This window comes from Neorhizobium sp. DAR64862/K0K3 (assembly GCF_050500185.1).
Taxonomy (GTDB): domain Bacteria; phylum Pseudomonadota; class Alphaproteobacteria; order Rhizobiales; family Rhizobiaceae; genus Neorhizobium; species Neorhizobium soli.
In genome coordinates this window covers 1,231,683-1,246,243 of the sequence record NZ_CP191449.1, presented here as the reverse complement: position 1 = coordinate 1,246,243, position 14,561 = coordinate 1,231,683, and the positions used below count along the sequence as shown (strand labels likewise).

Annotated in this window: 12 protein-coding genes; 4 read left to right on the top strand and 8 right to left on the bottom strand. The window is 60.5% G+C overall.

Annotated features, from left to right (window positions below; genetic code table 11):
• Nucleotides 1–7: 7 nt before the first annotated feature.
• The 4 genes from ACQY1L_RS06080 to rpiA all read right to left on the bottom strand — a co-directional run bounded on the left by ACQY1L_RS06080 (nucleotide 8) and on the right by rpiA (nucleotide 4,395).
• Nucleotides 8–1,381 (bottom strand): class II 3-deoxy-7-phosphoheptulonate synthase, encoded by a 1,374-nt coding sequence (locus tag ACQY1L_RS06080; protein ID WP_113110585.1) that lies wholly within the window; start codon nucleotides 1,379–1,381, stop codon nucleotides 8–10.
• A gap of 187 nt (nucleotides 1,382–1,568) precedes the next feature.
• The gene (gene gor / locus ACQY1L_RS06075; protein ID WP_092661126.1) at nucleotides 1,569–2,957 is read right to left on the bottom strand and encodes a glutathione-disulfide reductase; all 1,389 of its coding nucleotides are present in this window, start codon (nucleotides 2,955–2,957) and stop codon (nucleotides 1,569–1,571) included.
• Between the two features lie 135 nt (nucleotides 2,958–3,092).
• Nucleotides 3,093–3,680 (bottom strand): DUF2059 domain-containing protein, encoded by a 588-nt coding sequence (locus tag ACQY1L_RS06070; RefSeq protein WP_062580883.1) that lies wholly within the window; start codon nucleotides 3,678–3,680, stop codon nucleotides 3,093–3,095.
• A 19-nt stretch (nucleotides 3,681–3,699) separates the two neighbouring features.
• Entirely contained in the window at nucleotides 3,700–4,395 is a 696-nt protein-coding gene (gene rpiA, locus ACQY1L_RS06065) for a ribose-5-phosphate isomerase RpiA (protein WP_062456553.1), read from the bottom strand.
• A 187-nt stretch (nucleotides 4,396–4,582) separates the two neighbouring features.
• Here rpiA and ACQY1L_RS06060 point away from each other — a divergent pair, with 187 nt between their 5' ends.
• Nucleotides 4,583–5,251: an HAD-IA family hydrolase gene (locus ACQY1L_RS06060; RefSeq protein WP_184653284.1), complete on the top strand. Its 669-nt coding sequence runs from the start codon at nucleotides 4,583–4,585 to the stop codon at nucleotides 5,249–5,251.
• A 67-nt stretch (nucleotides 5,252–5,318) separates the two neighbouring features.
• Here the strand turns inward: ACQY1L_RS06060 and ACQY1L_RS06055 are convergent, their stop codons facing one another.
• The gene (locus tag ACQY1L_RS06055) at nucleotides 5,319–7,322 is read right to left on the bottom strand and encodes a L,D-transpeptidase family protein (protein WP_430243328.1); all 2,004 of its coding nucleotides are present in this window, start codon (nucleotides 7,320–7,322) and stop codon (nucleotides 5,319–5,321) included.
• A gap of 390 nt (nucleotides 7,323–7,712) precedes the next feature.
• Here ACQY1L_RS06055 and fumC point away from each other — a divergent pair, with 390 nt between their 5' ends.
• Both fumC and ACQY1L_RS06045 read left to right on the top strand, forming a co-directional pair.
• Complete coding sequence (fumC, locus tag ACQY1L_RS06050) at nucleotides 7,713–9,104, top strand: class II fumarate hydratase (RefSeq protein ID WP_430243326.1); 1,392 nt, start codon at nucleotides 7,713–7,715, stop codon at nucleotides 9,102–9,104.
• 264 nt (nucleotides 9,105–9,368) lie between these two features.
• Complete coding sequence (locus tag ACQY1L_RS06045; RefSeq protein WP_062456544.1) at nucleotides 9,369–10,439, top strand: GGDEF domain-containing protein; 1,071 nt, start codon at nucleotides 9,369–9,371, stop codon at nucleotides 10,437–10,439.
• Between the two features lie 10 nt (nucleotides 10,440–10,449).
• Here ACQY1L_RS06045 and ACQY1L_RS06040 read toward each other — a convergent pair whose 3' ends face one another.
• Genes ACQY1L_RS06040 through ACQY1L_RS06030 form a run of 3 tightly spaced genes read right to left on the bottom strand, consistent with a single transcriptional unit; the run spans nucleotide 10,450 to nucleotide 13,296 of the window.
• Nucleotides 10,450–11,058 carry a pyridoxamine 5'-phosphate oxidase family protein gene (locus ACQY1L_RS06040; protein WP_430243324.1) on the bottom strand — a complete coding sequence of 203 codons (609 nt, stop codon included), beginning with the start codon at nucleotides 11,056–11,058 and terminating at the stop codon, nucleotides 10,450–10,452.
• Nucleotides 11,055–12,878: a monovalent cation:proton antiporter-2 (CPA2) family protein gene (locus ACQY1L_RS06035; RefSeq protein ID WP_430261993.1), complete on the bottom strand. Its 1,824-nt coding sequence runs from the start codon at nucleotides 12,876–12,878 to the stop codon at nucleotides 11,055–11,057. Before ACQY1L_RS06035 ends, ACQY1L_RS06040 begins: the two co-directional genes overlap by 4 nt.
• A gap of 31 nt (nucleotides 12,879–12,909) precedes the next feature.
• The gene (locus tag ACQY1L_RS06030) at nucleotides 12,910–13,296 is read right to left on the bottom strand and encodes a gamma-butyrobetaine hydroxylase-like domain-containing protein (RefSeq protein ID WP_113110589.1); all 387 of its coding nucleotides are present in this window, start codon (nucleotides 13,294–13,296) and stop codon (nucleotides 12,910–12,912) included.
• A gap of 210 nt (nucleotides 13,297–13,506) precedes the next feature.
• Between ACQY1L_RS06030 and moaA the strand changes: the two genes are divergently transcribed.
• Entirely contained in the window at nucleotides 13,507–14,493 is a 987-nt protein-coding gene (gene moaA / locus ACQY1L_RS06025) for a GTP 3',8-cyclase MoaA (RefSeq protein WP_113110841.1), read from the top strand.
• The last annotated feature ends 68 nt before the right edge of the window (nucleotides 14,494–14,561 follow it).

Here is a 14,561-nt window from a genome sequence, read left to right as displayed (position 1 = left end):
CCGGGGTTCAGCCGTTGACGACCATTCGCTTCTCGTCGCGACCGCTCTTCATGCGCTCGGCCAGGAGGAACGCCAGTTCCAGCGCCTGGTCGGCATTGAGGCGCGGATCGCAGTGCGTGTGGTAGCGGTCCTGCAGGTCGCCGGCCGACACCGCACGGGCGCCTCCGGTGCATTCGGTCACATCCTTGCCGGTCATCTCGATATGGATGCCGCCCGGATGGGTCCCTTCCGACCGGTGGATCTGGAAGAAGCTTTCCACTTCCGACAGGATCCGCTCGAAAGGACGGGTCTTGTAGTTGTTGAGCGTGATCGTGTTGCCATGCATCGGATCGCAGGACCAGACGACCTTGCGACCTTCGCGCTCGACGGCACGGATCAGCTTCGGCAAACCATCGGCAACCTTGTCGTGACCGAAACGCGCAATCAGCGTCAACCGGCCCGGCTCGTTTGCCGGGTTCAGCGCGTCGATCAGCTGGATCAGATTGTCCGGCTGCAGCGACGGACCACATTTCAGACCGATCGGGTTCTTGATGCCGCGGAAATATTCCACATGCGCGTGGTCGAGCTGGCGTGTGCGGTCGCCGATCCACAGCATGTGGCCCGACGTCGCGTACCAGTCGCCCGATGTCGAATCGACGCGCGTGAAAGCTTCCTCATAGCCGAGAAGCAATGCTTCATGGCTGGTGAAGAAATCCGTTTCGCGCAGGCTCGGCTGGTTGTCGGCCGTGATGCCGATCGCCCGCATGAACTCCATCGTTTCGCTGATCCGGCCGGCCAGCATGCGATAGCGCTCGCCCTGCGGACTGTCCTTGACGAAGCCGAGCATCCACTTGTGGACGTTTTCGAGGTTGGCATAGCCACCCATCGCGAAGGCCCGCAGAAGGTTCAGCGTTGCCGCCGACTGGCGATAGGCATCCAGCTGGCGCTCCGGGTTCGGAATGCGTGAGGCTTCGGTGAAATCGATGCCGTTGATGATATCGCCGCGGTATGACGGCAGCTCGACATCGCCCTGCTTCTCGATATTGGACGAGCGCGGCTTGGCGAACTGACCGGCGATGCGGCCGACCTTCACGACCGGAAGCTGCGCACCGTAGGTCAGCACGACGGCCATCTGCAGGAACGAGCGGAAGAAGTCGCGGATGTTGTCGGCGCCATGCTCGGCAAAGCTTTCGGCGCAGTCGCCGCCCTGCAGAAGGAAGGCATCGCCTTCCGCCACCTTGGCAAGCTGGGATTTCAGGCGGCGAGCCTCACCCGCAAACACGAGCGGCGGGAATGTGGAAAGCTGCGCCTCGGTTGCTTCCAATGCAGCCATGTTCGGATAGTCCGGAACCTGCTGGATCGGCTTGTTCCGCCACGTGCTCGGGGTCCAGTTCTGCGCCATGATACTCACCTGTTTCCACCCCGGCTCCCCCGCCGGGCAAAGCTTCAAATTTTGCGGGGCTTATAGACCGAACGGCCTCGTTTGCATAGCGGGTAGATAAGCGCCCGCCAGGGCTTCCACCAGTGCAACAAACGACGCCGAAACATCTTACATTGCTAAATTATATTCGTTCTTGTCCAAACAGATCTCAGACCCGCTCGCCATTCCTGATGCGGTAGCTCGGCGTGTACATGGTCACCAGTTCCTCCGAAGCCGTCGGATGCACCGCCATTGTGCGGTCGAAATCGTCCTTCGTCACGCCGGCCTTGAGGCAGATGCCGATCAGCTGCGCCATTTCTCCGGCTTCGTGACCAAGGATGTGGGATCCGATCACCTTGCGGCTCTCGGCATCGACGATCAGCTTCATGATCGTCTTTTCCTGCCGGCCGGAGAGCGTTGCCTTCATCGGCCGGAATTCCGCGCGGTAGACTTCGAGCTCGGCATAGCGCTTGGCCGCTTCCTCTTCCGAAAGACCGACCGTGCCGATTTCCGGCTGCGAGAACACCGCCGTCGCAATCAGCTCGTGATCCGGCTTGGTCGGATTGTTCCTGAACGCGGTCTCGATAAAGCACATTGCCTCATGGATCGCGACCGGCGTCAGCTGTACCCGGTTGGTGACATCGCCGAGCGCATAGATGTTTTCGATATTGGTGCGCGAATACTCGTCGACGACGATGGCACCGAGATCATCCACCTCGACACCGGCAGCCTCAAGCCCCAATCCATCGGTGTTCGGATCACGACCGAGCGCCAGCATCACCGTATCAACGGCAAGCGTTTCGCCGCCCATGGTCGACGCGATGAGATGACCGGCCGGAGATTTCGTCACTTCGGCGATCACGTCCGTCAGGATGACCCGCATCCCCTTGTCTTCCATCGCCTTGCGGAGTCCGTGGCGCATGTCCTGGTCGAACCGCGACAGGATCTCCTGACCGCGATAGATGAGCGTCACCTCGACGCCGAGGCCATGAAAGATGTTGGCGAATTCCACCGCGATATAACCGCCGCCGGCGATCAGGATCGATTTCGGCAGTTCCGGCAGATCGAAAGCCTCGTTGGACGAGATGCAGAGCTCGTAGCCGGGAAGGGCCACATGCGGGTTGGGCGTGCCGCCCGTGGCAATCACGATCTTGTCCGCCGTCACGGTTCTTCCGGATTTCACCAGGCGCACCGTATGGGCATCGACAAGCTCGGCCCGGTCTTCGATCGCCTCGGCGCCGCTATTGGAGAGGTTGCGCTTGTAGATCGCCTCGAGCCTCGCGATCTCGGCATCCTTGGCCGCGATCAGCTTTTTCCAGTCGAAGCTGGTTTCGCCGACCGTCCAGCCGAAGCCGACAGCATCTTCGAAATGCTCCGAGAACTGCGACGCGTAGACAAGCAGCTTCTTCGGCACGCAGCCGCGGATGACGCAGGTGCCGCCGAACCGATATTCCTCGGCCACGGCAACCGTCTTGCCGAGCGACGCGGCAACGCGCCCTGCCCTGACGCCACCGGAGCCTGCACCGATCACGAACAGGTCATAGTCATAGGCGGTCATGGCAGGCTCCTGAAGAAAGAACATGGGTGGGATGCTTGGGGCATAGATAGGTGCCAGCCACATATAATGCTGCAGCCGCCATAAACAAAAGCCCGGATTTCTCCGGGCTTTTCAGAAGTCTTGTGGATCAGTCGATCAGGGCTTGGCAGCAGGCGTCGGAGCCGGCTTGGCGCCAGCCGCCGCAGGTGCCGGCGTATCGACGACAGGTGCCTTGATCGGGTTGGCATCGATAACGCCGCGCAGCTTGGCGGTCGCCTGGGTGTTCAGGTCGCGCGAAATGCCGTTTGCCCAGATTTCAGCCGCACGTCCGAGTTCGCGGGCAACCAGCGGCTGGTTGTTCAAAAGCTTCTTGCCGGCTTCGGTCGTGAAGAAGGTCGAGATCGTCTTCAGCTCATCGACGGAAAAGCTTTTGGCGTAGATCGTCGCAGCTTCCTTTTCGAGATCCGCACGACGCGGAGCAAGCGCCAGCGCCTCTTCGTCGACGATGGCGTTGATCTGTTCCTGGAAGTTCGGCGAAGACTGGATGAACTGACCCTTCAACGCTTCGGCCATGTTGGGCAGAATGTTGTCGAACCGATCGGTGACGTTGAGCGAAGCGATAGCATCGCGCGCAGCCGCCATATGGGCCTCAGGAATTTCCTGGGCCTGAGCAGAAACGGAAACTGCGCCGGACATCACAATTGCGAGGGCGGCAGCACGGCCAAGAACCGCGAATTTGATCATGGGTTGATTGCTCCTAAGGTTATTTCGCCTTCAACGTCCGCGCACCTGCCTCGCCGGCGATGATCGCAAAGGACGCGATGTGAATGAACAGCCCGTGCTCGACGACGCCGGGAATGAGATGAAGTTGAGCTGACAAGGCCTCTGCATCAGGAATGCGGCCAAAAGATGCGTCAAGAATATAGTGCCCGCCGTCGGTGCGAAACACATCTTCGCCACCGCGGCGCAGCTTCAGTTCGCCGGAAAGGCCGAGCCTGGAGGCCGCTTTTTCGATGGCAATGCGTGTCGAGGCCATGCCGAACGGATTGATCTCGATCGGCAGCGGAAACGCGCCGAGGGTTTCCACGACCTTGCTTTCGTCGGCAATCACGATCACCTGAGCAGACGCCGCCGCAACGATCTTTTCACGCAGCAAAGCACCGCCGCCGCCCTTGATCAGGGTCAGGTTCCCGTCCACCTCGTCGGTGCCATCGATCGTCAGATCGAGCTCCGGCAGTTCGTCGAGCGATTTGAGGGGAACGCCGAGTTCGACGCAAAGGCGGGCGGTCCGCTCCGAGGTCGGCACGCCGAGAACCTTCAGGCCGCCATGCACCTTTTCGGCCAGGAGACGAACGAACTCTTCGGCAGTCGAGCCTGTGCCGATGCCAAGACGCATTCCGTCTTCGACATATCCCAGCGCAGCCTCAGCCGCCTTGACCTTCATTTCTCGGGCGTCCATCCGCCAAAAGCTCCAGAATGTTCCTGCGGTCGCTGTTTACACGGCTCTTTTGACAAACGAAAGAGCCTAACGTCTTGCACACAGGCTTGCTGAGGTTTTGCGGCGTCGCCGGATCCGTGTTAGTCGCTGCCTTGCTTTTTTCTGTGTTGATATTCCAGCCGGCATTCATCGAAACCAAGAGGCACCCGTGAAAACTCCCCTCGTCATCTTCGATCTGGATGGTACCCTCGTTGATACCGCGCCCGATCTCATCGATAGCCTCAATCACACGATTGCCGCGGCCGATCTGCAGCCTGTCGCCTATGAGGATATCACCCATCTCGTCGGCCAGGGCGTGCGGATGATGATCGCCCGCGCCTTCCACCTGCGCAACACGCCGCTCGACGACGAACTGGCCGCGCGGCTTTTCGATCGCTTCATGGCGCATTACAAGGCGAATATGCCGGGCAAGAGCAAGGTCTATCCGGGTGTCATCGACTGTCTTGATCGCCTCGCATGTGCGGGCGTCCGGCTTGCCGTCTGCACCAACAAGCTGGAAGAACTGGCGCTGCCGCTGATGCAGGGCCTTGGCCTTGCCTCGCGTTTCGACGTCATCACCGGCGGAGACACGTTTGCGGTCCGCAAACCCGATGCCGGGCATATTCTCGGCACGATCGAGAAGGCAGGCGCCGACCCGGCATGCAGCATCATGATCGGCGACAGCATCAACGACATCCTCGCCGCGCAAAATGCAAGGATTGGTTCGATCGCCGTCAGCTTCGGCTATTCCGACGTCCCGGTCGTGGACCTCAACGCTGACATCGTCATTGATCACTTCGACGATCTGACCGTCCAGGTCATCCGGAAGATGATCTGAAGTCGGTACGAACGAAAACGGCGGCTCGAAGGCCGCCGTTTCCAATTTGACGTCAAGATTTTCAGCTTTAAGCCGAACGTGCCTTCGTGGTTGCCTCGAATGCCTTTCTCACTGCCGCGTCGCGATCGTAGACGTCGTCGAAATACTCGACCTTTCCGTCCTTGTTCGGCCATGCGGTAAAGTAGGAAACGTAGACCGGGATCTTTGCGGTCACCTTGGCCGCAACGTTTTCACCACCGGCGATCCGAGCATCGACCTCCTGCTCGGAAATGCCGAGGACGGCCGCAGCCATCTTGCGCGGCTCTGCAAGTCTCACGCAGCCATGGCTGAGCGCACGCATGTCACGCTGGAAGAAGCTCTTCGAAGGCGTGTCATGCATGTAGATCGCATGGGCGTTCGGAAACAGGATCTTCAGGTCGCCGAGAGCATTGTCGCTCGACGGAGGCTGACGGACCGAGACGTTCTGGGTCGAAGTGTACCAGTTGACGCTGCGCGACGGCACCGCCTTGCCATTGACCGCGACTTCATAGCCGAGACGATCGAGATAGGACGGGTCCGCGCGAAGCTTCGGCAGCATCTCGTTAACGATGATCGACTGCGGCACGCCCCAGTATGGGTTGAACTCGACAGTCTCGATCTCGTCCTGGAAGAAGAACGTCTGATGCGCCTTCGATCCCACAACTGTGCGCATCGAGAACTGCTCGGCGCCGTTCTCGTTGTAGTAAACGCGGAATGCAGGCTGGTTGATGAACACGTAGCGCTGACCGAGATCGCTCGGCAGCCAGCGCGCCTGTTCCATGGCGACCACAAGCTTTTCGATCTTGTCCTGCGACGTATGGCCGACCATCTTGCGAACGGTCGCCGCACCGATGACGCCATCGGCCTTCAGGCCTGCTTCGCTCTGGAACGTCTTGACCAGATCGACCAGCTCGGGCGTGTATTCCGGCGTCTGCTGGTAGCTCGCAAGCGTCGCTTCGTGCTTGGTCTTCAGCGCATCGGACCCCGAATGCTGGATCGCCGCCACAACAGCTGACAGATCAGGGCTGCTGTTGCCCGGCTTCAGGAGCAGATTGTCCGGGAGCTTCACGGCGGTCGCTTCACTCGCAGCTTCAGCACGCAGCCTGACAAGCTCGGCTTTCAAAGCCGTGAAATGCCGGTCCTGCGGAGCAAGGCCTGCAAGATAGGCGCCGGGTTCCTGACCTGTCGCCAGGAAAGCCATGACGCCATTCAGATCGACGGCCTTCAGCTTGAAGTCGTGGAATCCGGAGATCTTGTTCGGATCGATACGCCCGCGCGTCATATCCTGCGCAAACAGCAATGCCTTGGCAGACAGAGCAAGCTCGAACTGCATCAGATCGCGGTCGTGACCCTCGGCCGGACCGGCGGCAGGTGATGCTACGGCAGGCGTTTCAGCCGTGGTGGTAGCTGTGTCCGGCGTGGCAGCGACGGGTGTGGCGGTTGCCGCTTCCGGCGCCGCGGCGGAGGGGGTTGCGGGGTCGACAGTGGCCTCGGCTTCAGCCGACGCAACCGGCGCTTCGGCCGGCGCGACGCTGGCGGTCGTCAGGTTCGGAACCTTCAACGCGTAGTCGGTGGGATCCAGACCGAAGTCGGCGGCCTTTTCCAGCACGCTGATCAGCGCCCGCGCATGGTCGTTGGCATCGCCGCCGGAGACCCAGAGCGGAGCTGCGTTCTTGCTGTAATAGGCTTCGAGTGCGGACGCGATCGCAGACGGGGCCGAAACCTTTGCCTGCGCGATCAGGCGGGTCGCATCGGTCGCTGAAGCCGCGGCAAAGCCTGCGGTCTGCACAGCCCGGCTGGCATCGGCTTTATACGTATAGTAGCGGGGTCCGGACACCTTCGGCAGCGGCTCGGGATCGGCCAGCGCCTTTTCGGTAGGAGCAACAGTCGTCACACCCGGAACGCCGTTGTCGGCGGCGCGGCTCTTGCCAGGGCCGCCTTTCAGGAAATCCATCAGGGTCAGGGCGTTGGCGGGGCCGGCCAGGACGGCAAAGGCCGAAATTCCGGAAACCAAAGCCAGAGCGAGCGAAGTCTTTTTGGTATCTTGCGGCAATTTTGTCCCCGTCATTTCCACCCGCTTGCAAATCTGCGGGATCAATTCGTGCAGCCCGCCATCTATCCGATCGCGTGGCCTGTGGAAAGAAACGCCCGAGCGCACACAAAGCCGGATCTGAGCGGCAAAGCATACGCGAACGCCGGCGAAGATTAAGAAATTATTCGTTAAATTTTCACCAATGGGTAACCTAGTTTATTTGGCCGACCATTGTTCCATCGGGCACAATTCCACGCGGCGTGACCGAAATGGCACGCGGACACGGTCACAAATCGACCCCGGCTGCGCTTGAAGTCACCCGGTAATGGTATAGTAATGCCGGCGCCGGTTTCGTGCCCGGCACGCGATAGTTCGCCCGCGTTCGCGGGCATGGGAGACAGAGGCGACACGATGACCACAACGCGCACCGAAACCGATACTTTTGGCCCGATCGACGTGGCCGCAGACCGCTACTGGGGCGCTCAGGCGCAACGTTCGCTTGGAAACTTCAAGATCGGCTGGGAAAAGCAGCCGCTGGCCGTGGTCCGTGCGCTCGGCATCGTCAAGCAGGCCGCAGCCGTCGCCAATATGGAACTGGCAGGCCTTGACCGGACCGTCGGCAAGGCGATCGTCGATGCCGCCCAGGAAGTGATCGACGGCAAACTCAACGATCATTTTCCGCTTGTGGTCTGGCAGACCGGTTCCGGCACGCAGTCGAACATGAACGCCAACGAAGTGATCTCCAACCGGGCGATCGAAGTCCTCGGTGGCGTCATGGGCTCCAAGAAGCCTGTGCACCCGAACGACCATGTCAACATGAGCCAGTCGTCGAACGATACGTATCCGACGGCCATGCACATTGCCTGCGTCGAAACCATCGTCCGCCATCTCCTGCCGGCGCTCAAGCACCTGCATGAGGCGCTGGAAGCCAAGGTGAAGGCTTTCGCCCACATCATCAAGATCGGCCGCACCCACACGCAGGACGCGACACCGTTGACGCTCGGCCAGGAATTTTCCGGCTATGCCGCGCAGGTCGCGTCCGCCATCGCCAATATCGAACTGACGCTTCCGGGGCTTTCCAAGCTCGCCCAGGGTGGCACGGCCGTCGGCACGGGTCTCAACGCCCCCGTCGGCTTTGCCGAAAAGGTCGCCGACGAAATCTCGAAGATCACCGGCCTGCCCTTCATGACGGCGCCGAACAAGTTCGAGGCGCTCGCCTCACACGACTCGATGGTGTTTTCGCACGGCGCGATCAATGCGGCAGCAGCCGCCCTGTTCAAGATCGCCAACGACATCCGCTTCCTGGGCTCCGGTCCGCGTGCCGGCCTTGGCGAACTGTCGCTGCCGGAAAACGAGCCGGGCTCGTCGATCATGCCGGGCAAGGTCAACCCCACGCAGTCGGAAGCGCTCACACAGGTCTGCGCCCACATCTTCGGCAACCATGCTGCCCTCACCTTCGCCGGCAGCCAGGGGCATTTCGAGCTGAACGTCTACAATCCGATGATGGCCTACAACTTCCTTCAGTCGGTCCAGCTGCTCGGTGATGCTGCCGTTTCCTTTACCGACAACTGTGTCGTCGGCATCGAAGCGCGTGAAGACAATATCCGCAAGGGCGTCGAAAACTCCCTGATGCTGGTCACCGCGCTGAATTCCAGGCTCGGCTACGACACCTGCGCCAAGATCGCCAAGACCGCGCACAAGAATGGCACCACGCTGCGTGAGGAAGCCGTTGGCGGTGGCTATCTGACGAACGAGGAGTTCGATCAGTATGTCCGTCCGGAAAACATGATCGGGCCCAAGTAAATCGGTCCCAATAGCGATGACGGGGTCGGTCAACCGATAGGCCCCGTCGTCAAGATTACATCCGGAATGAGCTAGACCGAACCATATGTTTGGCTTGTATCGCAAGCTCAGCCAAGATTTGCACTTTCACGCAATATAACATAGAATCATAATTAAAATAACGCGTACAAAATTGCGCAAATACAAACTGCTCTTAATTGTTTTCCAATATTCGTGACATATAAATTTATCCACACAGTGGATGAGGTCTAGTGAGGGTCGTCGATGACGACGGGTGTGGCGCCGAAGGCGCAATCCAGTGATTTGATCAGTCAAGTCATATACGCAATTCGGGCGATGGGGGTCGCTTCGATACCGCGTAATTATCAGCTATTCTATGAAGCTTACATCGGCTCCAACCCCGAGCTGGCACAGGATCTTGCGGCGCTGGGCTCACGCGCGACGCAAGAGGAACTCGACGACCTTTCTGCCCGGCACCTGGGAACGGGTCAGGTCGATGTCATCGAGAAGGCGCATGACCGCATCTTGACGGAGCTGGACTCTGTCTTGAAGCTGTTGCGTCAGGAACAGGCGTCGCTCGAAAGCTACAGCCGTCTTCTTGGCGAGACCGCCGTCCGTATCAATGCCAAAAGCAGCTTTTCGAGCGAGCTGATCCGCAACGCCGTCAGCCTCCTCAACGATGCCACCGGTGACAAGATCGCGCAGGGCGAAAAGACCGCCGGCGACATGGAGCAGCGCTCGCAGGAGATGGATCAGGTCCGCCGCGAACTCGACGAGTACAAGCGGATCGCCAATACCGATTCCCTGACGCGACTTTCCAATCGACGCGCCTTCGACGAGCGCCTGGCAACGATCTTTGACCATGCGCCAAGCCTGCCCGTGACCGCGCTGGTCCTTGCCGACATCGACAACTTCAAGAAGATCAACGACAGCTACGGCCATCCGGTCGGCGACAAGATCCTGTCGACCGTCGCCTCGGTCATCCGTTCGAACGTCCGCAAGGAAGTCTTCGTCGCACGCACAGGCGGCGAGGAGTTTGCGATCATCGTTCAGGGCAACACACCCGACGAGGTCATGATCATCTGCGAGCGGGTGCGTCGTGCTCTCGAAACGCGCGCCTTCCGCAATTCCCGCTCAGGCATCAACTATGGGCCAGTCACCATCTCGCTCGGATACTCGATGGCCTCGCAGGCAGCCGATCCGGGCGATCTCTACGCCCGCGCGGACACGGCGCTCTATCATGCCAAGAACTCCGGACGAAACCGGACCGTCTTCTACGAAGACAGCATGACCAAGGATTACGTCAGCAAGAGCTGGCTGATCTACAAGAAGTGACCGCCTGCCCTCACCACATCGTCTTGGCGGCACGGTCCGCCCAGTCGCGGTCATAGGTCTCCTTGTCGAAGTCGGCCTTTGCCGCCTTCAGCAAGGTGCCGGGCGTCGGAAGGGTCTTCGGGTCAACAAACCGAGCTGGGTTCCACAGTTCCGACCGCATCAGCGCCCGCGCGCATTGGAAATAGACCTCGTCGATAGCAATCACCGTCACGCTGCGCGGGTGCTTGCCGTCCATCTCGAAGCTTTGAAGCAGTCCGGGCTCCACCGACACCACCGCGCGACCATTTATCCGCATCGTCATCGTCGAGCCCGGCACGAGAAACATCAGGGCGACCCGCGGATCTCGAACGATGTTGATCAGCGAATCGATGCGGTTATTGCCACGCCAGTCCGGAAGCGCGAGCGTCTGCTCGTCCTCGATCCGCACCACCCCGCCGAGATCGCCGCGCGGCGAGCAGTCGATCCCTTCCGGCCCGACGGTTGCCAGCGCCACGAACGGTGACGCCTCGATCATCTGCCGATATTCAGCCGTCAGGAAGCGGGTCACCTTGGCAAGCGATGCCTCGCTGCTGTCGCCATAGATCGCCTTCAGTTCGTCGACCGTTGTGATGATTGTCATCTTGCTGCCCCTTGCGCCGCGTCCTGTGCAGCCGCCCGTCGTTCCCGTTCGCGCGCCGTTTTGGCGGCGATGATGTCTGCGGGTTGCGCATTGCCCTTGATCAGCGACCGGCCGGCATAGATGCCGCCGACCTGTTCCAGCGCAAACCGTTCGCGATCGATCTCGCGGAACTCCTCGACCATCTGAAGCGCGGTCTCGTCGGCCTCACCCAGAGCGCGCAGTACCTCGCCTCCGAAGCTCAGCGCCGAATTGTAGGTCTCGCGGATCTGGTAATCGACGCCGGCCTTCAGCAAATCGATCGCATGGCCGCGGTCATAGGCGCGGGCAAGAACCGGAACCAGCGGGAACTCTTCCTTGACGATCTCGGCGATCTTCAGCGCCGCTTCCTTATCGTCCACGCAGATCAGGATCGCCCTTGCCGTCGCCGCACCGGCTGCATGCAGGATCTCGGGTCGGACACCATCGCCGTAATAGACCTTGAAGCCGAAATCGCCGATGTCGCGGATGAACTCCGCATTGCTGTCGATGATCGACAGCGTATAGCCTCGCGCCAGAACCGGCTGGCTGACGATCTGTCCAAAACGCCCGAAGCCGATCAACAGCACCGTATTTTCGATATTCTCTGGCTCGGCCAGACCGCTCGTATCCACTTCCGGCTTCGGCGCGGTGCGCACGTAGATCGCAACGACCAGCGGCGTCACCGCCATCGAGATAACGATCGTCGCCGTCAGCACGGCATTCGTATCGGAATCCAAGATGCCGACGGAGGCGGCCGCCGCGTAGAGCACGAACGCAAATTCGCCGCCCTGCGCCATCAGGATCGCACGGCCGAGACCTTCGGCGTGGGACGTGCCGAGCAGCCTCGCGACCCCATAGATCACCAGTCCCTTGACGATCATGTAGGCGATCACGGCAAGGAGAACGTGCTGCCAGTTGGCGGCAATCACCGACAGATCGACCGCCATGCCGACGCCGAGAAAGAACAGACCCAGCAGGATGCCGCGAAACGGTTCGATATCGGCCTCGAGCTGATGCCGGAAGGATGATTCGGACAGGAGAACGCCCGCAAGAAACGCGCCCATCGCCATCGACAATCCCGCAAACTGCATCAGCAGCGCCGATCCGAGCACGACGAGAAGAGCCGCAGCGGTCATCACCTCCCGGGCGCCGGAGTTGGCAAGCAGCCGGAAGAACGGGTTGAGCAGGTATCGCCCGGCAAGAACGAGTGCGGCAAGCGCTGCAAACCCGATGCCGACCGATTGCAGCCGCTCGGTCAAGGATACGGCCTCGCCCTGCGCCGCCAGGAGGGCGACGATAGCCAGCAGCGGCACGATGGCGAGATCCTCAAACAGCAGGATCGCAACGATATGCTGGCCCTTCGGCGTGTGCAGATGGTTGCGCTCCTGAAGCATCTGCATGACGATTGCCGTCGAGGTCAGGACGAAGCCGGTGCCGGCGACGAAGGCGACAGGCGCCGGATAACCGAAGCCGATCCCGACAGCCATCAGCAAAACAATACAGGCGCACACCTGAAGTGCGCCAAGCCCGAAAATATCCTTTCGCATGCTCCAAAGCCGCGATGGCTGCATTTCCAGGCCGATGACGAACAGGAACATGACGACGCCGAGTTCGGCAATGTGCAGGATCGCCTGCGGATCCGAGACAAGCTTCAGTCCAAAAGGCCCGATCGCCAAACCGGCGGCGAGATAGCCGAGCACGGATCCTAGACCGATCTTCTTGAAGAGGGGTGCCGCAATAACCGCTGCCCCGAGAAGCGCGACGACCTGAACCAGATCGCCCGCATTTGATTCCGCTGCCACCCCGACAATCCCCTTTGTTTTCGCAATCGCTTTAGCGCGTCTGCGTGACACTATCGCGGCTCAGTCCCTTGGCCGCCAGATCATTTTCGTAACCCTGGAAAAGCGCGTCGCCCTCGGTCCCGAGCTCGCGCAGATAGCGCCAGGTAAAGATACCGCTGTCATGGCCGTCGTCGAACGCGATGCGGACCGCATAATTGCCGGTCGCGACGACGTTGCGTATGCCCACAAGGCGCTTTCCCGGTACCGTCACCTTCTGGTCCGGGCTGTGGCCCTGAACTTCTGCGGAAGGCGAGAGCACGCGCATCATCTCGGCGGACAGGGCGTAAGACGCACCGTCTTCAAAGCGCACGGTCAGTGTTCTCTTGTCCGGCGAAACCCGCAATTCCGTCGGCCAGCTGTCGTTGGGAACGTCAGTCATGTTTCTCTTCCAATTTGAATGTCTCACGATTATGGACTTCGCTCATGCCTCGCAAGCCCGTTCGCCGTGAACGGTCCATCATCACGTTAAGGAGTACAAACCTTGACGTTGCCCCGGATCGGACCCAAGTTCTGGCGTCAGGAGTATTTACCCGTGAATTCATTTGTCATACCGCCACTGACTGCCGGCCCTGCCGCGACCAACGCACCGATGATCGACAAGTTTGGTCGCGCGGTCACCTATCTGCGTGTCTCGGTCACGGATCGCTGCGACTTTCGCTGTACCTACTGCATGGCGGAAAACATGACGTTCCTGCCGAAAAAGGACCTGCTGACGCTCGAAGAGCTCGACAGGCTCTGTTCGGCCTTCGTCGCAAAGGGCGTCCGAAAGCTTCGGCTAACCGGCGGCGAACCTTTGGTGCGCAAGAACATCATGTATCTGGTCCGCTCGATCGGTCGCCACATCGAAGAGGGCAATCTCGACGAGCTGACGCTGACGACGAACGGCTCACAGCTAGCCCGCCACGCGCAAGAACTCTACGATTGCGGCGTGCGTCGCATCAACGTCTCGCTCGATACGCTCGATCCCGACAAGTTCAAGACCATCACACGCTGGGGTGACTTCTCCAAGGTCATGGAAGGCATCGATGCGGCGCAGAAGGCCGGCCTGAAGATCAAGCTGAATGCGGTCGCGCTCAAGGATTTCAACGAATTCGAGATCGCCGACATGCTGCGCTTCGCCCATGGCCGCGGAATGGACCTGACGGTCATCGAGACCATGCCCATGGGCGAGATCGAGGAAGACCGTACGGACCGCTATCTGCCGCTGTCGAAGCTGCGCGCCGATCTCGAGCAGCAGTTTACATTCACCGACATCCCCTACAAGACCGGTGGCCCTGCCCGCTATGTCGAGGTCGCCGAAACCGGTGGCCGCGTCGGCTTCATCACGCCGATGACGCATAACTTCTGCGAAGGCTGCAACCGCGTCCGCCTGACCTGCACCGGCACGCTCTATATGTGCCTCGGTCAGAACGACGCTGCCGATCTTCGTGCTGCCCTGCGCGCATCGGACGATCCGGCCGTTCTTTCGGCGGCGATCGACGAGGCAATCTCGCGCAAGCCGAAAGGCCACGACTTCATCATCGACCGCAACAACCGCCCGGCGGTGTCGCGGCACATGAGCGTCACCGGCGGGTGATGTAAACGAAGCAAAGCTCAGATGTGAAAAGAGCCGGCTTGAGCCGGCTCTTTTCGTTTTGGGACTGC

What these genes read in the sequence shown, in the direction of transcription:
- rpiA (WP_062456553.1), bottom strand. Translation starts at nt 4,395, where the DNA reads ATGGACGCCCGAGAAATGAAGGTCAAGGCGGCTGAGGCTGCGCTGGGA.
- ACQY1L_RS06030 (WP_113110589.1), bottom strand. Translation starts at nt 13,296, where the DNA reads ATGACTGACGTTCCCAACGACAGCTGGCCGACGGAATTGCGGGTTTCG.
- ACQY1L_RS06070 (WP_062580883.1), bottom strand. Translation starts at nt 3,680, where the DNA reads ATGATCAAATTCGCGGTTCTTGGCCGTGCTGCCGCCCTCGCAATTGTG.
- ACQY1L_RS06040 (WP_430243324.1), bottom strand. Translation starts at nt 11,058, where the DNA reads ATGACAATCATCACAACGGTCGACGAACTGAAGGCGATCTATGGCGAC.
- ACQY1L_RS06045 (WP_062456544.1), top strand. Translation starts at nt 9,369, where the DNA reads ATGACGACGGGTGTGGCGCCGAAGGCGCAATCCAGTGATTTGATCAGT.
- gor (WP_092661126.1), bottom strand. Translation starts at nt 2,957, where the DNA reads ATGACCGCCTATGACTATGACCTGTTCGTGATCGGTGCAGGCTCCGGT.
- fumC (WP_430243326.1), top strand. Translation starts at nt 7,713, where the DNA reads ATGACCACAACGCGCACCGAAACCGATACTTTTGGCCCGATCGACGTG.
- moaA (WP_113110841.1), top strand. Translation starts at nt 13,507, where the DNA reads ATGATCGACAAGTTTGGTCGCGCGGTCACCTATCTGCGTGTCTCGGTC.
- ACQY1L_RS06080 (WP_113110585.1), bottom strand. Translation starts at nt 1,381, where the DNA reads ATGGCGCAGAACTGGACCCCGAGCACGTGGCGGAACAAGCCGATCCAG.